The sequence below is a fragment of the Allokutzneria albata genome, assembly GCF_900103775.1.
Taxonomy (GTDB): domain Bacteria; phylum Actinomycetota; class Actinomycetes; order Mycobacteriales; family Pseudonocardiaceae; genus Allokutzneria; species Allokutzneria albata.
Genome location: NZ_LT629701.1, coordinates 5,359,188 through 5,376,484, shown reverse-complemented (window position 1 = coordinate 5,376,484; position 17,297 = coordinate 5,359,188). Strand labels below are relative to the sequence as shown.

Below are 17,297 nucleotides of genomic sequence, written 5' to 3'. Positions count from 1 at the left end.
CCTAGCGTGCAACCCGACGCGCCGGTCGAGGGCAGTGAGAAGGCGCGTCCTTTGATGATGGGTCAGCATGGCCCCGATCGGCCGTGCGTTGTCCCAGCGCTAGGAGGGCTCGTGTCCATGAGGAGATCGAAGGCCGTCTCCGCGCTCGCCGTGATGACCGTTGGGGTCCTCGCGCTGAGCGCCTGCGGCGGAGGTGGCGGTACCAGCGGCGGCTCGGAGGGCGGAGGTGTCCTGACCGCTGCCAAGGGTTCGCAGCCGGACGGCATCTACAAGGCGCCGAAGGTGAAGCCGGGCAAGGAAGTCGTCGTCGGTCACGATGCCCCGTACACCACCTTCAACAACCAGACCGCGGACGGCAACAACTTCAACAACACGCTGGTCGCGAACCTGGTGCTGACGGAGCCCTTCTTCGTCGACATCAACAACAAGGTCCTGCTGAACGGCGATGTGATGGACGCCGTCGAGGAGACCTCGAAGAGCCCGCAGGTCATCACGTACAAGATCAAGAAGGGCGTCCAGTGGTCCGACGGCGCCGCGTGGGACTGCGACGACTTCTACCTGGCCTGGCTCTCGCAGAGCGGTAAGGCGAAGAAGCCGGACGGCAAGTCCACCTACTTCACCCCGGCGGGCACCAACGGGTACGAGTACATCACCCCGGAGTGCAAGGACGACCTGACCTTCGTCACCACGTACAGCCAGCCGTACGCGGACTACAAGGGCATCTTCGACAAGGCCTCGATGCTCCCGGCGCACATCCTGGAGAAGGAGACCGGCGTCGCGGACATCACCAAGGTGACCCCGACCTCTCCCGAGGTGGAGAAGGTCGCCACCTTCTGGAACACCGGCTGGAACGGGTTCAAGAAGGAGATCATGCCGGCGTCGGGCCCGTTCAAGTTCGACTCCTGGCAGCAGGGCCAGTACGTCCGCTTCGTGCGCAACGAGAAGTGGGCGGGCAACCCGGCGGGCCCCGAGGCCATCACGATGAAGAGCATCTCCGACCCGACGGCGCAGAAGCAGGCGCTGCAGAACGGCGAGATGCAGATCATCGCCCCGCAGGCCGAGCCGGTGCTGGCCGGTCAGCTGCGCGAGCTGTCCTCCCAGGGCGTGAAGTACTCGGCCAAGCCGGGCCTGACCTTCGAGCACCTCGACCTCAACTTCAAGCGGCCGCTGTTCCAGGACAAGGCGTTCCGCCAGGCGTTCGCGGAGTGCATCAACCGCAACGAGATCGTCGACAAGCTGGTCAAGGGTGTCGACCCGGCCGCCAAGCCATTGGGCAGCCTGCTGTTCATGCAGGACGAGGCCGGTTACAAGGACGACTTCAGCGCGGTCATGCCCGCTGACCCGGCCAAGGCCGGCAAGACGCTGGAGGCCGCGGGCTGGGCCAAGGGTGCCGACGGCATCTACGCGAAGGGCGGCCAGAAGGCGTCCTTCAAGATCAGCCACACCGACATCCCGCGGCGCAAGCAGACCGTGGAGCTGATCCAGTCCTCCTGCCGCCAGGCCGGAATTCAGATCGCGGACGACACCGACCCGAACTTCCTCGACGAGCGGGTGAGCAACAGCGACTACGACGTCGCGCTGTTCGCGTGGGTCGGCTCGCCGTTCAAGGCGGAGAAGAAGCCGATCTACGTCACCGGTGGCGGCCAGAACTGGCAGGGCTACTCGAACAAGACCGTCGACGCCGAAATGCCGAAGGTCGACACCGAGTTCGACGAGGCCGTTCGCGACGCCGCGCTGCAGCGGGCGAACAAGGCGATGGCCGAGGACTACGCCTCGCTGCCGCTGTTCTCGCTGGCCAACCTGATCGCGTTCAACGACAACGTGACCAACGTCGGCTACCACTCGCGCAACGGTTCCACCTGGAACGCGTGGGAGTGGGAGATCTCCTGATCTCGGCTCTCCGCCGCAGAACGAAGTAGAGAACGCGAAGCGGGCCGGGACGGCACTTGTGGTCCCGGCCCGTTTCGCATTCGAAGCTTTGACGAACCGGTCGTAATCGGGTTACTACCGAGTATGGTTCGCGCTGCGCGTCTTGCGGAATGGCGTTCCGGAGCCGCCACAAGCGGTTGTTCGCCCCGAACTCGCTCCCACCAAGGAAGACAACGTGGTCCGCTACATCATTAGGCGACTACTGGTCTCGATCCCGATCCTCGGCATCGGATCTTTCCTCGCCTACCTCATGGTCGCCTCGGCTGGCGACCCACTGGCCGAGCTGCGCGGCCGTCCCGGAACCACCGAGGCCGACGTCCAGAACCTGGCGCTGGAACTCGGTCTCGACAAGCCGATCCTGGCACGTTACTGGGATTGGCTCACCTCATTTTTGTCCGGCGACTGGGGCACCAGCGTCGCGCTGGGCCAGGCGCGCGCCGACGTCTTCGACCGGGTCACCACGGCCTTCGGCACCACCTTCAAGCTGGTGCTCGGCGCCGAGGTGCTGGCGATCACGCTGGGCATCGCGGTGGGCGTGCTGGCGGCCGTGAAGCAGTACTCCATCTTCGACTACCTCGCGACGTCCACGGCGTTCGTGATGTTCTCGATGCCGGTGTTCTGCGTCGCGATCGTGGTCAAGACCTACGGCATCCAGTTCAACAACGTGCTGACCGGCATGGGCATGGACCGCTGGCTGACCACGGCGGGCCCGCCCGTCGGCGGCTTCAAGGGCGACCTCTTCGACCAGGTCTGGCGCTACACGGGCACGTTCCTGCTGCCCACGATCGCGCTGGGCGCCATCAGCTTCGCCGCCTACAGCCGGTTCCAGCGCGCGGCCATGCTGGAGACGCTGAGCTCGGACTACGTACGCACGGCGCACGCCAAGGGCCTGCGCCCGGCCCGGGTGATCTTCCGGCACGCGTTCCGCAACGCGCTGATCCCGGTGACCACCCTGGCCGCGCTCAACATCGGCGCGGTGTTCAGCGGCGCGATCGTCACCGAGACGGTCTTCGGCTGGAACGGCATGGGCAGGCTGCTGGTCAGCGCGGTCCAGCAGTTCGACCCGCCGATGCTGATGGGCTGGCTGATGATCACCGCCCTGCTCGTCGTCGTCTTCAACCTCGTTGCCGACATCCTCTACGGCATCCTGGACCCGAGGATTCGCCTTGGCTAACCCGCAGATCACCGAGCCCCCCGCCGCCGGGGCCGCCGCGACGTCGAGCTACGAGTTCGGCACCGGCGCGCGCAAGCAGTGGCAGACCATCCTCCGCCGCTTCGTCCGGCACCGCCTGGCCATGGCCAGCCTCGTCGTCCTCGTGCTGCTCACCCTCGGCGCGGTCTTCGGCGCCGCGGTCTGGAAGTACGACGTCACCTACACCGGCGGCGCGTCCTTCGCCCCGCCCAGCGCCGACCACCCGCTCGGCACCAGCCAGATCGGCAAGGACATGCTCGCCCTGGTCTTCCAGGGCACCCAGTACTCCCTGCTGATCGCGCTGGTCGTGGCGTTCATGGCCACGATCATCGGCGTGACCCTCGGCGCGGTCGCGGGCTTCCTGCGCGGCGCCGTCGACACGTTCGTCATGCGGCTGGTCGACCTGTTCCTGATCGTGCCGCAGCTGGCCCTGGTGGCCATCGCCGCGCGCGCCTTCCCGTCCAGCTGGTTCACCGTGGCGATCGTGCTCGGCCTGTTCAGCTGGATGCAGGTGGCCCGGATCAACCGCGGTCAGACGCTGTCGCTGTCCGAGCGGGAGTTCATCGAGGCCGCCAAGGCGCTGGGCGCGAGCAACAGCCGGATCATCTTCAAGCACATCCTGCCGAACCTGACCGGCATCATCACGGTCAACGCCACCCTCGCGGTGGCAACGGCGGTGCTCTCGGAGGCCGCGCTGTCGTTCATCGGCCTCGGCGTGAAGCCGCCGGACACCTCGCTCGGCCTGATCATCATCGAGAACTACTCGCAGTTCCAGGACCGGCCGTGGCTGTTCTACGCGCCGTTCGTGGTGATCGTGCTGATCTCGCTGACGATCAACTTCATCGGCGACGGTCTGCGCGACGCGTTCGACCCGAGGCAGACGAAGGTGCGTGCCTGATGACCACTTCCGAGAAACTGCTCACCGTCGACGGCCTCGGCGTGGACTTCCCGACCGAGGACGGCGTGGTGCACGCGGTCCGCGGCGTGTCCTTCCAGCTGGACCGCGGCGAGGTGCTGGGCATCGTCGGCGAGTCCGGTTCCGGCAAGTCCGTCTCCTCGTCGGCGATCATGGGCCTGCTGCCCAAGACCGCGAAGATCTCCGGCTCGATCACGTTCAAGGGCACCGAGATCGTCGGGCTCAAGGGCCGTCCGCTGGAGAAGATCCGCGGCAACGACATCGCGATGATCTTCCAGGACCCGATGACCTCGCTGAACCCGGTCTACACCGTGGGCTGGCAGCTGGCCGAGGCCTACCGGGCGCACCACGCGGTGCCGAAGAAGACCGCGTGGGAGAAGGCCGTCTCCGCGCTGGAGCAGGTCGGCATCCCGCAGCCGGACCGGCGGGCCAAGCAGTACCCGCACGAGTTCTCCGGCGGTATGCGGCAGCGGGCGATGATCGCGATGGCGATCATCAACGACCCCGAGCTGATCATCGCCGACGAGCCGACCACCGCGCTCGACGTGACGGTGCAGGCCCAGGTGCTGGAGACGCTGCTGCAGATCCGCGACATCACCGGAGCCGCGATCATGATGATCACCCACGACCTCGGTGTCGTGGCGGGCATGGTCGACCGGGTCCAGGTGATGTACGGCGGGACCGTCGTGGAGTCCGGCCCGGTCAACGAGGTCTTCGAGGCCCCGAGGATGCCCTACACCGTGGGCCTGCTCGGCTCGATCCCGCACGCGGGGCTCATCGGCCAGCGGCTGACCCCGATCAAGGGGGCACCGCCCTCGCTGATGAACCTGCCGCCGGGGTGCGCGTTCAGCCCGCGGTGCCCACTGGCGATCGACGACTGCACCTCGGCGGAGCCGCGGCTGATCCAGGTCGGCAGCGACGGGCACTCCGCCCGCTGCATCCGCTGGGAGCAGCTCGCCCAGCACCCGGACCCGAAGAAGCTGTTCGCGCACAGCGAGATCGGCACGGTGGAGAACCCCGCCGAGCTGACCGCGGCCGACCCGAGCCTGCCCGTCGTCGAGGACCTGGCGGCGGTGGAGGCCCGCATCGCGGCTGAGGAGGAGAAGACCTCATGAGCGTTTCCGACGACCTGCTCGCAGGGTCGAGCGTCAACACCGCCGATTCCGCCGCGCGGAGCACGCTCGACGGTGGCGCCGCCACCGAACCGCTGCTGCAGGTGCGCGACCTGGTGAAGTCCTTCCCGATCCGGGGTGGCGGGATCATCCCGCGCACCGTCGGCCACGTGCAGGCGGTCTCCGGGCTGACCTTCGACCTGGCCGCGCGGGAGACCCTCGGCCTGGTCGGCGAGTCCGGCTGCGGCAAGTCCACCACCGGGCGGGCCATCCTCCAGCTGCACAAGCCCACCTCGGGCTCGGTGAGGTTCGAGGGGCGCGAGCTGACCTCGCTGACCACCAAGCAGCTGCGGCCGGTCCGCAGGGACATGCAGATCGTCTTCCAGGACCCCTACGCCTCGCTGAACCCGAGGTGGTCGATCAACGACATCGTCTCCGAGCCGTTTCAGATCCACGGCTTCGACGGCGACATCCAGGGCCGGGTGGACGAGCTTCTGGAGCTGGTCGGGCTCAACCCGGAGCACCGCAACCGCTACGCGCACGAGTTCTCCGGCGGGCAGCGGCAGCGCATCGGCATCGCCCGCGCGCTGGCGCTCAACCCCAAGCTGGTGGTGCTGGACGAGCCGGTCTCCGCGCTGGACGTCTCGGTGCAGGCCGGTGTGGTGAACCTGCTGGAGGAGCTGCAGGAGCGCTTCGGGCTGGCCTACCTGTTCGTCGCGCACGACCTGTCGGTGGTGCGGCACATCTCGCACCGGGTCGCGGTGATGTACCTGGGCAAGATCGTGGAGATCGGCGCGCGGGAGCACATCTACACCCAGCCGACGCACCCCTACACCCAGGCGCTGCTGTCCGCGGTGCCGCTGCCGGACCCGCACGCCGAGCGGCAGCGCCAGCGGATCGTGCTCACCGGTGACGTGCCGAGCCCGGTCAACCCGCCCTCGGGTTGCCGCTTCCGCACGCGGTGCTGGAAGGCGCAGGACATCTGCGCGGTCGAGGAGCCGAAGCTGGAGCACCGGGCCGGCGGCACGCTCTCCGCCTGCCACTTCGCCGAGGTGAAGGAAGTCGTGTAGGTCCGTGCACCGAGCACGTGCGAGCGCCCCCTGCCTTCGTAGGGGGCGCTCGTGCGTCCGGTCGCTGTGCGTCATGTCGATCTTCGGATGAGTGGGCGCGCAAGGGCCGGGAGTATGAACGATAGAGCGCGGTTGATCTTGTGGATCTAGGCATTCACCTGCAAAGAGGACCCGATCCAGCCATGGGGGCGAATATTCCCCTCGACCAGGGGTGACCACGGTGCGAAGCGTTGACAACCCCGCCACTAGGCTGATCCGGTGACACTGACGGCTCCACCACGGCTGCTGCTGGTCCATGCGCATCCGGACGACGAAAGTCTCTGGACCGGCGGCACGATCGCGCGTTACGCGGCACAGGGCGTGCACGTCACCGTGATCACCTGCACCCTCGGCGAAGAGGGTGAGGTCATCCCCGAGGGCCTGCGCGGGCTCGGCCCCGACGCGGCCGACCAGCTCGGGGGCTACCGGGTCGGTGAGCTGCGCTCCGCCTGCGGCGCGCTGGGCATCGCCGACCACCGCTTCCTCGGCGGCCCCGGCCGCTGGCGCGACTCCGGCATGGTCGGCACCGCGGCGAACGCCCACCCCAGGGCCTTCGTCAACGGCGACTTCGAGGAGCAGGTCGCGGCGCTGGAGGCGGTGCTGCGCGAGCTGCGCCCGCAGGTCGTGGTCAGCTACGACCCCAACGGCGGCTACGGCCACCCCGACCACATCCGCGCCCACCAGGTCACCATGGCCGCCACCGAGCGCGTCCCCGAGGTCGACCGGGTGTTCTACGCGGTGACCTCCCGCGCGGCGACCGAGGTCGGGGTCGCCGCGCTCGCCGAGGTCGAGGGCCTGCCCTTCCGGCTGCCCGCGCCCGGGGAGCTGCCGGTGACCGAGGACGCCGAGATCACCACCACCGTCGACGTCTCCGAGAACCTCACCGCGAAGCTCGGCGCACTGCGCGCGCACGCGACCCAGGTGCAGGTCTGGCAGGCTGGCGACGGGACGGCGGCCTACGCGCTGTCCAACGGCATCGCCCAGCCGCTGGTCGCGGCGGAGTACTACGTGCTGGCCAAGGGCAGTGCCGAAGGCGCCGAGACGGACCTGTTCGGCGTCCCCGTCGCGCAGGGAGGGGCCGGACGCTAGTGCGCGCCGCCGATCGACTGTTCTTCGTGGTCCTGCTCGTCGACGCGGTCCTGCTGGCCGTCGCGGAGCTGGCGTTCCTGCCGCTGCGCGTGCGCGACCTCGCGCCCGGTGTCGGCGTCGACGGGAACTGGCCGCTGCCCGTGTCGGTGGTGGTCGCCGGGCTGACCATGCCCCTGCTGGTCAAGCTGGCCGCGGGGCTGTCGACGCGGATGTCGGTCGCGGGCGCCCCGCTGCTGCTCTGGCTCGCCGCTGTGATCGGCTTCGGCATCGCCGGTCCCGGCGGCGACCTGCTGCTCACCAACGACTGGCGAGCCCTCGCGCTGCTCGCCGTGGGCGCACTCCCCGCCTCGGTCGTGCTCGGCGGCATCCTGGGCTCGCCCCCGGCCCGCGCCTAGACGGGGACCCAGTAGCGGTAGCCGTGGTGGGTGCGGGCACCCAGGCGGGAGTAGAGGCCGAGCGCGGCGGTGTTGGTCTCGGACACCTGGAGTACATAGCGTTGCGCGCCAAGGCCTTGCGCCCACGTGGCGAGTCCGGCCAGCACCTCCCGGGCAAGTCCGCGACCGCGGGCGTCGGGGCGCACGGCGAGGCGGGCGAAGTGGAGGTGGTCGTCCACGACGGCGCCGCGCACGGCAGCGAGGACCTCGCCGTCGACGGTGACCGCGCCGTATCCGACGGCTTCTGCGGAGGTCAGCACGTGGTGCTCGGCCGGAGTCGGTGAGGCGCGGCCGACGACCAACGGCCACCACTGCGCCCAGGGAACCGACCGCACTTCGGCGCGGTGCGGAGCCAGAAGCCCGTCCAGCGGGCCCACCTGCACCAACGCCGGCATCCCGGCGCGCTCCACCTCCAAGCGCCAGCCCGCCGAGACCAGCGACGGCTCCCAACGGCTGCCGGTGACCACGTGCGCGCGCGGCTGCTGGCCGTGCTCCCTGGCGAACGCGGCGGCCTTCGCCAGGGCGTCGGCGACGGGCATCCCCGGCGAGCCGAGCAGCAACGTGGAGTTGGCGCGGCCGGTGAAGCCGTCGGCGGTGCGGGCACGCCAGCCCCCGATGCGCAGCTCGGCCACCGCGGGCCAGGCACGGGCGCACAGCTGTTCGAGTGCTTCGTCATCGTGGCGCACCCGCGCATCCTCGGTGCTCACCAGGCGGGATCGCATGCGATTTCTTTGAGAGATACGGCACCGGGTGACACTCTTCATGGTCCCCGGGGGATACTTGCGGGGTCGCGTGCTCCCGAACCGCGCGACCGAACTGACAAGGAGCAGGAGACCGCTGTGACCTACGTGATCGCCCAGCCCTGCGTCGACGTGCTGGACAAGGCATGCATCGAGGAATGCCCCGTCGACTGCATCTACGAGGGTGATCGGATGCTCTACATCCACCCCGACGAGTGCGTCGACTGCGGTGCCTGTGAGCCGGTGTGCCCGGTCGAGGCCATCTACTACGAGGACGACGTCCCCGAGCAGTGGGCCGACTACACCAGGGCGAACGTCGACTTCTTCAACGAGCTCGGCTCGCCGGGCGGCGCCTCCAAGGTCGGCAAGATCCACGCCGACGACAAGATGGTCGCCGCGCTGCCGCCGCAGGCGTCGGAGCATTGATCGGCCCGGCATCGGCGCGCCGGGGCGGTCCTGACCTGCCCGACTTCCCCTGGGACGCGCTGGCCGGTGCCAAGGCCACCGCGACGGCCCACCCCGGCGGCATCGTCGACCTCTCGGTCGGCACGCCCGTCGACCCGGTCGCCCCGGTCATCTCCACGGCACTGGGCTCCGTCGCCGACGTGCCCGGGTACCCGCTGACGCACGGCACCCCGGCGCTGCGGTCCGCGGTGCTCGGCGCGCTGGAGCGGCGGCACGGCATCACCGGTCTCCACCACGACGCGGTGCTGCCGACCATCGGATCCAAGGAACTGGTGGCGTGGCTGCCGACGCTGCTCGGCGTCCGCCCCGGTGACGTCGTCGCGATCCCCGAGCTGGCCTACCCGACCTACGAGGTCGGTGCCAGGCTGGCCGGGGCCGACGTGGTCCGGCTGCGCGACGGGGAGCTGCCCCCGGCGGGCACCGCGCTGCTGTGGGTGAACTCCCCGTCCAACCCGACGGGCCGCGTGCTCTCCGCCGAGGCGCTCGCCGAGCTGGTCCGGGCGGCCCGCGAGGTCGGCGCGTTCATCGCCTCCGACGAGTGCTACCTGGACCTGCCGTGGACGGCCCGCCCGGCCTCGGTGCTGGCCCCCGAGGTGCACGGCGGCGACCTCTCGGACATCGTCGCGGCGCACTCGCTGTCCAAGACCTCCAGCCTGGCCGGCTACCGGGCCGGGTTCGTCACCGGCGATCCGGTGCTGGTGAAGCGGCTGCTGGAGGTGCGAAGGCACGCGGGCATGATGATGCCGCGGCCGGTGCAGGCGGCGATGACCGCTGCGCTCGACGACGACGAGCACGTCGCCGCGCAACGGGACCGCTACGCCGGACGGCGCAAGGTCCTGCTCGACGCCTTGCAGGCCAACGGTTTCCGCGTGGACCACTCCGACGCCGGTCTCTACCTCTGGGCGAGCCGGGACGAGGACGCGTGGACGACGGTCGCGTGGCTCGCTGAGCGGGGCATCCTCGTCGCTCCTGGCACCTTCTACGGCCCGAACGGTGCCAAGCACGTCCGCGTGGCCCTCACCGCCACCGACGAGCGCGTTGCCGCCGCGGCTGACCGGCTCTCCGCCTGACCGCTGTCAGACGGCGCGGGCCTGCACCTCGGCCCAGGCGGTGAGCCACCGCGAGCGGGCTTCGGCCTTGCGGAGCTGTTCCCGCTCCACCAAGCGCCCGGCGGCGAAGGCCATGTCCACGTCGACCCGCTCGCGCGCGGCCAGCAGTTCGCGCACGCGGTCCTCGGCCACGCACGCGTCCTGGTGTTCGCCGAGCACGTCCTGGAACGCCTTCGTCGCCTTGATCAGTTTGCGCACCGGCTTGCCCGCCAACGGTTTCGCGAGATCGGCGGTGTAGCGCAGCCGTTTCCCCCGGATGCGCAGCGCGTGCAGGACGTCGTCCTCCGGCTCGGCGCCCGCCTCCTCGACCGCCGCGGCGAGCTTGGCGAACTGCTTGCGCACCAGGAAGATCAACGCTTCACCGTCCGAAGTGGACGTTGGGGTGAACCGGGTGAGCCGGTGCAGCAGCTCGGCGTAGCGCTTGCTGTCGAACAGGGTGATGATCCGTCGCCGCGCCACAGCGCGTTCCGACTCGACATCGCTCATCAACGCTTCGACGGCGAGGCGCTCCGCGTGGGGCAACGCCTGCGAATCGAGCCGCGCCAGGAGCACGTCCATGTCGCGCACGGGGCCGAGGACCCGCCCGACCGCCTTCAAATCGTCGCGGATGCGCTTGTGCTCCGAGCCTTCGAGCAGTGGTCGCGCCGCACGGAGCATCGCGCGAATGCGGCGCACGGCCACCCGCATCTTGTGCAGGTCCTCGGGGTCCTTGCCTCGGCGCACACCGGGCTCGCGTTCGACGATCACCCGGAGCCGGCGATCGATCGCCGCGTGCACGTGCTCGGCCACCGGGGCGTCCGGCGCCGCGCGAAGGGGCTCGTCGGGCAGGCCGAGAGCGCCGATGTCCCGGCTTCGACTGACTTTGGCGAGACGACGAAGCCGGGACATCGGGACCTCCTAGTCGTTGGCGTGCAACACCGCGTTCAGCTCGAAGCCGCCGGGCGTGCGCGACTTCACCTTCACCGTGCCGGTGACCGAGTCGCGGATGAACAGCAGGCCGGAGACGCCGGAGAGCTCGCGCGCCTTGACCACGCTGCCGTCCTCCGCTGTCACCTTGGTGCCCGCGGTGACGTAGAGCCCGGCCTCGACGACGGAGTCGTCACCGAGGGAGATACCCACTCCGGCGTTGGCACCGATCAGGCAGCGCTCACCGACCGAGACCACCTGCTTGCCGCCGCCGGACAGGGTGCCCATGATCGACGCGCCGCCGCCGAGGTCGGAGCCGTCGCCGAGCACGACGCCCGCCGAGATCCGGCCCTCGACCATGGACGCGCCCAGGGTGCCCGAGTTGAAGTTCACGAAGCCCTCGTGCATCACGGTCGTGCCGCTGGCCAGGTGCGCGCCGAGCCGGACGCGGTCCGCGTCGCCGATGCGGACACCGGTGGGCAGCACGTAGTCGACCATGCGCGGGAACTTGTCCACGCTGTACACGGTCATCGGGCCACGCGCGCGCAGCCGGAGCCGGGTCTGCTCGAAGCCCTCGACGGCGCACGGGCCGTGGTTGGTCCACACGACGTTGCTGAGCAGGCCGAAGATGCCGTCGAGGCTCTGGCCGTGCGGGCGGACGAGGCGGTGGGACAGCAGGTGCAGCCGCAGGTAGACGTCGTGGGCGTCGACCGGGGCGTCACCGAGCCTGCCGATCGCGGTGCGGACGCCGACGACCTCGACCCCGCGCTCCGGGTCCGGGCCGAGCACGGCGCGTGCCGCATCCCCGAGCGCCTCGATGGCTTCCTCGCTGGTCAGGCGTTTGCTGCCGGACTCGCCGGAGTCGGTCAGCGCGGGAGCGGGGAACCAGGTGTCCAGCACGGTGCCGTCGGCGGCGATCGTGGCGAGGCCGACGCCCAGCGCGCCGGTGGTCTGCGGGTCAGGAGTGTGCGTCACGCCTGCACGGTAGTCGCCGACCGGGCTCGGAGCCGAGTGCGGGCGGAGTGACTTCCTCGGTAGCGTGCCTGCTGTGATCCCGCCACTTGACCTCACCGCCGACCCCATCGAGCTGACCGCCGCCCTGGTGGACATCCCCAGCGTGTCCCGCGACGAGGCGCTGATCGCGGACACCGTCGAGGCGGCGCTGCGCGCGCAGGCAGGCCACCTGGAGATCATCCGCAGCGGCAACGCGGTGCTCGCCAGGACCGACCTCGGCCGTCCGTCCCGGGTGGTGTTCGCCGGGCACCTGGACACGGTGCCGATCAACCGGAACATGCCGCACACGCGGTCCGGCGACGGCGACACACTGGTACTGCACGGCCTGGGCACGGTGGACATGAAGGGCGGTGACGCGGTCATGCTCAACCTCGCCGCCACCGTCACCGATCCGCGCTTCGACCTCACCTTCGTCTTCTACGACTGCGAGGAGATCGCGGCCGAGCTGAACGGGCTCACCCGGATCGAGCGCGACCTGCCGGAGTGGCTGCGCGGCGACCTCGCCGTGGTCTGCGAGCCGACCGCCGCGGCGATCGAGGCGGGCTGCCAGGGCACCATCCGCGTGGACGTGCGCGTGCCCGGCAAGCGGGCGCACACCGCTCGCGGCTGGATGGGCGTCAACGCCATCCACGGTGCCGGTGAGGTGCTGCGCAGGCTCAGCGCGTACGAGCCGCGCCAGCCGGAGATCGACGGCTGCCGCTACCACGAGGGCCTGCAGGCGGTGAAGATCACCGGTGGCGTCGCGGGCAACGTGGTGCCCGACGAGTGCGTGATCAGCGTCAACCACCGCTTCGCCCCGGACCGCAGCACCGAGCAGGCGCTCGCGCACCTCCGCGAGGTCTTCGACGGCTTCGAGCTGACCGTCACCGACGGCGCTCCCGGAGCGCTGCCCGGGCTGAACGCTCCGGTCACCCAGGAGCTGATCGCCGCGTCCGGTGGTGCCCAGCCGGTGGCCAAGCTCGGCTGGACCGACGTCTCCCGCTTCGCCGCGCTCGGCATGCCCGCGGTGAACTTCGGCCCGGGTGACCCGAAGCTGGCGCACACCCAGGAGGAGCACGTCCCGGCGTGGCAGATCACCCACTGCTCGGACGTGCTGCGGAAGTTCGTCAGCTAGCTCCGGCCTTCAACCGCGCCGCGACGGTCGCCACCCGCTCCCCGGAGTAGCGGGCGGACTGCCGCGTCGCGTCGCTGATCGGGTTCGCCCCCTGCGCGTCGTGGTGCGAGGGACCGTAGGGGGTGCCCGTCTCGTACTGGATGGGCGCCGTGTATCCGGGCGTCACCAGGATTCCACCGAAGTGGTGAACGGTGTTGTAGAGCGCGAGCAGCGTGGACTCGCGCCCGCCGTGCGGGGTCGCCGTGGAGACGAAGCCCGAGTAGACCTTGTCGGCGAGCAAACCCTTGCCCCACAACGGTCCCAAGGTGTCGATGAACTGCTTGAGCTGGCTGGCCACGTTGCCGAACCGGGTCGGTGAGCCGAAGATGATCGCGTCGGCCCACGTCACCAGATCGGGGTCGGCGACCGGCACATCGGCCGTCTCGCGCACGTGCGCCTGCCACGCGGGGTTCGCCGCGATGGCCTCCTCGGGCGCCAGTTCGGCCACCTTGGCCACTCTGACCTGCGCCCCCGCCTTCTCCGCGCCCGTGGCCACCTCCTGGGCGAGGGCGTGCACGTTGCCGGTGGAGCTGTAGTAGATGATCGCGACGTTCGGAGCGGCCGCCTGGCTCATGACACTCTCCGATCGAGGTTCGGCTGCAACTTCTCCCGCCAGGCTTCCCCGTAATCATCCGTCTCTAGCGTCATTAGGGTGAGAGATATGACCGAGGACAACGCGAAGTCCCGTAGTGGCGGGAACCCTCCGGAGAAGCAACGGGGGCCGGTGACGTTGCGCGGCGAGTCGCGCGTCGAGTCGACGACGACCGACCAGCGGCTGCTCGACTCCCGCGGTCCCTCCGACTGGGTGCACACCGACCCGTGGCGGGTCATGCGCATCCAGGCCGAGTTCGTGGAGGGCTTCGGCGCGCTCGCCGAGCTGCCCCGCGCGGTGACCGTGTTCGGCTCCGCGCGCACCCGCGAGGGTCACCCCGAGTACGCGATCGGGCAGACGCTGGGCAAGGCGCTGGCCGAGGAGGGCTTCGCCGTGATGACCGGCGGCGGCCCCGGCGCGATGGAGGCGGTCAACCGCGGTGCCCAGGAGGCGGGCGGGCTCTCGGTCGGCCTCGGCATCGAGCTGCCCTTCGAGCAGGGCCTCAACCCGTGGGTCGACCTCGGCGTGAACTTCCGCTACTTCTTCGTCCGCAAGACGATGTTCGTGAAGTACTCGCAGGCGTTCATCTGCCTGCCGGGCGGGTTCGGCACGCTGGACGAGCTGTTCGAGGCGCTGACCCTGGTGCAGACCAAGAAGGTCACCAAGTTCCCGGTGGTGCTCTTCGGCAGCGAGTACTGGGGCGGCCTCGCGGACTGGCTGCGCGACAGCGTGTTCAAGAGCGGCAAGATCGGCGAGAAGGACCTGGCACTGGTCCACGTCACCGACGACGTCGACGAGACCCTCCAGATCGTGAAGGACGCCTACAAGGCGTGGGAGGACGCGCACTAGTCGCGGGCAGTGGCGGGCGCGGACAGCGCCCGCCACCCGTCCCGCAGGACCAGCCTTTCCGCCGTGACCACCGGTCCTTCGACGGCTCAACCGAGCGGGATGTCCAGGTAGGACGGTGAAGCGGCGGGTGAGGAGAACGTCAGCCGCTCGCCGAGGGTGGTCTCCGACGCGTACCTCGGGTCCAGGGTGTCGATCACCAGGACCAGCCGGTGCCCCGCCTCCACGTCGTGCAGGAGCGGCTGCAGCGCGACGTCCAGCTGGTGCGCCGCACCGGCCGTGCGGTCGACGAGCGTGACCGGCTTGTGCGAGAGCAGCCGGCCGGCCCCGGCCCCGTCGACGTCGTAGAGGTAGGCGAACAGCGAAGTGTCCGAGGCGCTGGGGGTGACCGTCACGTGCAGCTTCGGAGTACCGGAAACCGTTGTGCGCCTTGACATCTGCTCGGTCTGCCAGACCCCGGCGTTGAGCCTGCTCACCGCGGGCAGCCAGCCGGCGACCGGCAGGCCGATCTGCGTCGCGCCCCCGGCCAGCAGCACGGGGCCGGAGTCCGCGACCGTGTCGGCGCCGCCGTTGGCGGTGTGCGTCCAGCCCGTCCTCGCGCTCGTCGCCAGGTCACCGGTGCGTCCGATCAGCGGGTTCACGTCGCCCAGGTAGCGCCTGCTCGTCGACGCGGTCAGGGCGGACCAGCTGGCGAAGTTCCGCGCGGCGCCACCGATGGTCGGCTTCAGGCGCACCGGAGGCTCCGCGTCGATGCCGTTGTCGGTGCCGCGGAGGTAGTGGTCCAGCCAGCGGTAGGTCGACTCCCAGGTGTCGTTGGGCAGCCCCGTGAGGCCGACCGCCTCCGGGGTGGCGTGGTCGCCGGGTGCGAGTTCGAGCCGCTTCGGCCCGCGGAGACCGTTGAACATCTCCACCACCTGGTCCGGCGGGAACAGGCCGTCCTGCCAGGCGTTGGCGATCAGCACGGCGGGCTTGTTCGCGTTGAGCTGCGCCAGTTTCCGGCCGGGGCTGCGCGGTGCCGCCCAGGTCCGCACCGGCTCCCGCTCGTTGGCGACCACGTTGGCCAGCATCGCGTCCAGCTCCGGGCCGAAGCGGCCGGTGAGCTTGCCAGCGGCGCCGAGCAGCGCGATGCCCTGCGCGCTCCAGGTGTCGTTGGCGCCCAACGACTTCTCCAGGTCGGCCCAGGTGCTCAGCGCGGCGACGGCCTTGATGCGGGGATCGGCGGCCGCGGTCAGCAGGCTGAACCCCGCGCCGTAGGAGATGCCCGCCATGCCGATCCGGTCGGCGGAGGCGGGGGTGTTGGCCAGCGCCCAGTCGATCACGGCGCGGGCGTCGGCGACGTCGTTGGCGCTGCCGACCTCGATCCTGCCGCCGGAGGTGTAGAAGCCGCGGGCGGTGTAGGAGACCACCACGTAGCCGCGGTCGGCGAGCTTGCGGGCCGGGATCTCGTACTCCAGCGTGGGCACGCTCCAGCTCGCCGGTAGTACGACGAGGGGATGTTTTCCGGTACTTGCCGGGGTGTGGACGCGGGCGGTGAGCGTGACCCCGCCGCTCGCGGGGATGCGGTCGTAGCGCGCGGTGGGTCCGGCCGCCGTTGCCTGGGGAGCGAGGGCGGTGGTGAGGCCGAAGGTGAGTAACGCTGCCGTGAGCAGGGAGGACAGGCGTCGCACGGGCTCTCCTGGTGACGTGTCGCCGGTGACGGAAGTCACAGTGGTGCGAGCAGTACACGGCTACCTACTTGCAAGTAGCAAGAACGTGTGACGAGCTTCACGTTCGCCGCGGTCCGATCGGGGGATGGCCCCGCCTGGCACGATCGACGGGGTGACTCCGTTGAAGTTCGGCACGCGCGAGGTGCCGGGGAATCGCGCTCTGGTGATGGCGATCGTCAACCGCACCAGGGACTCCTTCTACGACCGCGGCGCGACCTTCGCCGACGACGCGGCGATGGCCGCGGTGGACCGGGTGGTCGCCGAGGGTGCGGACATCGTCGACATCGGTGGGGTCAGAGCGGGCTCGCACGGGGAGGAGGTCGACGCCGCCGAGGAGGCCCGCAGGGTGGTGCCCTTCGTCGCCGCGGTCCGCGAACGCCACCCCGACCTGGTGATCAGCGTGGACACCTGGAGGCACGAGGTCGGCAGGGCGGTCTGCGCGGAAGGCGCCGACCTGCTCAACGACACCTGGGCGGGCGCGGACCCCCGGCTGGCCGAGGTCGCCGCGGAGTTCGGCGTCGGCATCGTCTGCTCGCACACCGGGGGACTCGCGCCGCGCACCGACCCGCACCGCGTGCGCTACCGGGACGTGGTCGCCGAGGTCGCCGAGGAGGTGGTCGGGCAGGCCGAGCGGATGGCCGCGCTGGGCGTGCCCAAGGAGGGCATCCTGATCGACCCGACCCACGACTTCGGCAAGAACACCTGGCACGGACTGGAGCTGCTGCGGCGGCTGGACGAACTGGTCGCGACCGGCTGGCCGGTGCTGATGGCCTTGTCCAACAAGGACTTCGTCGGCGAGACGCTGGGTGTGGGCCTGCACGAGCGGGTCGACGGCACGCTCGCCGCGACCGCGGTGGCGGCGTGGTCGGGGGCGAGGGTGTTCCGGGCGCACGAGGTCGGCCGCACCCGCCAGGTGGTGGACATGGTGGCCAGCATCGCCGGGACCAGGCCGCCCGCCCGGGTCCTGCGCGCGCTGGCGTGACAG

The 17,297-nt window shown here is 70.3% G+C and carries 17 protein-coding genes; 12 read left to right on the top strand and 5 right to left on the bottom strand.

Features of this window, described 5'->3' with window-relative positions; translation table 11 throughout:
• Window positions 1-117 precede the first annotated feature (117 nt).
• The 7 genes from BLT28_RS24060 to BLT28_RS24030 all read left to right on the top strand — a co-directional run bounded on the left by BLT28_RS24060 (window position 118) and on the right by BLT28_RS24030 (window position 7,742).
• Window positions 118-1,890, top strand: a complete 1,773-nt coding sequence (locus BLT28_RS24060; RefSeq protein WP_030427643.1) for an ABC transporter family substrate-binding protein — start codon at window positions 118-120, stop codon at window positions 1,888-1,890.
• 214 nt (window positions 1,891-2,104) lie between these two features.
• Window positions 2,105-3,103 (top strand): ABC transporter permease, encoded by a 999-nt coding sequence (locus tag BLT28_RS24055; RefSeq protein WP_030427644.1) that lies wholly within the window; start codon window positions 2,105-2,107, stop codon window positions 3,101-3,103.
• Entirely contained in the window at window positions 3,096-4,019 is a 924-nt protein-coding gene (locus BLT28_RS24050) for an ABC transporter permease (RefSeq protein ID WP_030427645.1), read from the top strand. Before BLT28_RS24055 ends, BLT28_RS24050 begins: the two co-directional genes overlap by 8 nt.
• Window positions 4,019-5,152, top strand: coding sequence for an ABC transporter ATP-binding protein (locus BLT28_RS24045; protein ID WP_043810257.1), 1,134 nt, complete (start codon window positions 4,019-4,021; stop codon window positions 5,150-5,152). Before BLT28_RS24050 ends, BLT28_RS24045 begins: the two co-directional genes overlap by 1 nt.
• Window positions 5,149-6,219, top strand: coding sequence for an ABC transporter ATP-binding protein (locus BLT28_RS24040; protein WP_030427647.1), 1,071 nt, complete (start codon window positions 5,149-5,151; stop codon window positions 6,217-6,219). Before BLT28_RS24045 ends, BLT28_RS24040 begins: the two co-directional genes overlap by 4 nt.
• A gap of 258 nt (window positions 6,220-6,477) precedes the next feature.
• Window positions 6,478-7,347 carry an N-acetyl-1-D-myo-inositol-2-amino-2-deoxy-alpha-D-glucopyranoside deacetylase gene (gene mshB, locus BLT28_RS24035; protein ID WP_030427648.1) on the top strand — a complete coding sequence of 290 codons (870 nt, stop codon included), beginning with the start codon at window positions 6,478-6,480 and terminating at the stop codon, window positions 7,345-7,347.
• On the top strand, window positions 7,347-7,742 hold the full coding sequence (locus tag BLT28_RS24030; protein ID WP_030427649.1) for a hypothetical protein: 396 nt from the start codon (window positions 7,347-7,349) through the stop codon (window positions 7,740-7,742). The genes mshB and BLT28_RS24030 overlap by 1 nt, the downstream gene beginning before the upstream one ends.
• On the opposite strand, the gene BLT28_RS24025 is transcribed toward BLT28_RS24030, so the two are convergent.
• Entirely contained in the window at window positions 7,739-8,488 is a 750-nt protein-coding gene (locus BLT28_RS24025) for a GNAT family N-acetyltransferase (protein ID WP_231950399.1), read from the bottom strand. The genes BLT28_RS24030 and BLT28_RS24025 overlap by 4 nt on opposite strands.
• Window positions 8,489-8,620: 132 nt before the next feature.
• Between BLT28_RS24025 and fdxA the strand changes: the two genes are divergently transcribed.
• Together fdxA and dapC are read left to right on the top strand one after the other, a co-directional pair.
• On the top strand, window positions 8,621-8,947 hold the full coding sequence (gene fdxA / locus BLT28_RS24020; RefSeq protein ID WP_030427651.1) for a ferredoxin: 327 nt from the start codon (window positions 8,621-8,623) through the stop codon (window positions 8,945-8,947).
• A complete protein-coding gene (gene dapC, locus BLT28_RS24015; protein WP_269459603.1) occupies window positions 8,944-10,056 on the top strand; it encodes a succinyldiaminopimelate transaminase in 1,113 nt (370 codons plus the stop codon). Before fdxA ends, dapC begins: the two co-directional genes overlap by 4 nt.
• Before the next feature lie 6 nt (window positions 10,057-10,062).
• Here dapC and BLT28_RS24010 read toward each other — a convergent pair whose 3' ends face one another.
• Together BLT28_RS24010 and dapD are read right to left on the bottom strand one after the other, a co-directional pair.
• Entirely contained in the window at window positions 10,063-10,983 is a 921-nt protein-coding gene (locus BLT28_RS24010; protein WP_030427653.1) for a CHAD domain-containing protein, read from the bottom strand.
• Between the two features lie 9 nt (window positions 10,984-10,992).
• A complete protein-coding gene (dapD, locus tag BLT28_RS24005) occupies window positions 10,993-11,976 on the bottom strand; it encodes a 2,3,4,5-tetrahydropyridine-2,6-dicarboxylate N-succinyltransferase (protein WP_030427654.1) in 984 nt (327 codons plus the stop codon).
• 76 nt (window positions 11,977-12,052) lie between these two features.
• Between dapD and dapE the strand changes: the two genes are divergently transcribed.
• Window positions 12,053-13,129 (top strand): succinyl-diaminopimelate desuccinylase, encoded by a 1,077-nt coding sequence (gene dapE, locus BLT28_RS24000; RefSeq protein ID WP_030427655.1) that lies wholly within the window; start codon window positions 12,053-12,055, stop codon window positions 13,127-13,129.
• Here the strand turns inward: dapE and wrbA are convergent.
• Window positions 13,122-13,742 carry an NAD(P)H:quinone oxidoreductase gene (wrbA, locus tag BLT28_RS23995; protein WP_030427656.1) on the bottom strand — a complete coding sequence of 207 codons (621 nt, stop codon included), beginning with the start codon at window positions 13,740-13,742 and terminating at the stop codon, window positions 13,122-13,124. The two genes, dapE and wrbA, sit on opposite strands and share 8 nt — an antisense overlap.
• An 87-nt stretch (window positions 13,743-13,829) precedes the next feature.
• Here wrbA and BLT28_RS23990 point away from each other — a divergent pair, with 87 nt between their 5' ends.
• On the top strand, window positions 13,830-14,609 hold the full coding sequence (locus BLT28_RS23990) for an LOG family protein (RefSeq protein ID WP_030427657.1): 780 nt from the start codon (window positions 13,830-13,832) through the stop codon (window positions 14,607-14,609).
• A gap of 86 nt (window positions 14,610-14,695) precedes the next feature.
• On the opposite strand, the gene BLT28_RS23985 is transcribed toward BLT28_RS23990, so the two are convergent.
• Entirely contained in the window at window positions 14,696-16,273 is a 1,578-nt protein-coding gene (locus BLT28_RS23985) for a CocE/NonD family hydrolase (RefSeq protein ID WP_030427658.1), read from the bottom strand.
• A 124-nt stretch (window positions 16,274-16,397) separates the two neighbouring features.
• On the opposite strand from BLT28_RS23985, the gene folP reads away from it, so the two are divergent.
• A complete protein-coding gene (gene folP / locus BLT28_RS23980) occupies window positions 16,398-17,294 on the top strand; it encodes a dihydropteroate synthase (RefSeq protein WP_172806534.1) in 897 nt (298 codons plus the stop codon).
• The last annotated feature ends 3 nt before the right edge of the window (window positions 17,295-17,297 follow it).

What these genes read in the sequence shown, in the direction of transcription:
- BLT28_RS24060 (WP_030427643.1), top strand. Translation starts at nt 118, where the DNA reads ATGAGGAGATCGAAGGCCGTCTCCGCGCTCGCCGTGATGACCGTTGGG.
- BLT28_RS24045 (WP_043810257.1), top strand. Translation starts at nt 4,019, where the DNA reads ATGACCACTTCCGAGAAACTGCTCACCGTCGACGGCCTCGGCGTGGAC.
- BLT28_RS24040 (WP_030427647.1), top strand. Translation starts at nt 5,149, where the DNA reads ATGAGCGTTTCCGACGACCTGCTCGCAGGGTCGAGCGTCAACACCGCC.
- BLT28_RS24010 (WP_030427653.1), bottom strand. Translation starts at nt 10,983, where the DNA reads ATGTCCCGGCTTCGTCGTCTCGCCAAAGTCAGTCGAAGCCGGGACATC.
- wrbA (WP_030427656.1), bottom strand. Translation starts at nt 13,742, where the DNA reads ATGAGCCAGGCGGCCGCTCCGAACGTCGCGATCATCTACTACAGCTCC.
- BLT28_RS23990 (WP_030427657.1), top strand. Translation starts at nt 13,830, where the DNA reads ATGACCGAGGACAACGCGAAGTCCCGTAGTGGCGGGAACCCTCCGGAG.
- folP (WP_172806534.1), top strand. Translation starts at nt 16,398, where the DNA reads ATGGCCCCGCCTGGCACGATCGACGGGGTGACTCCGTTGAAGTTCGGC.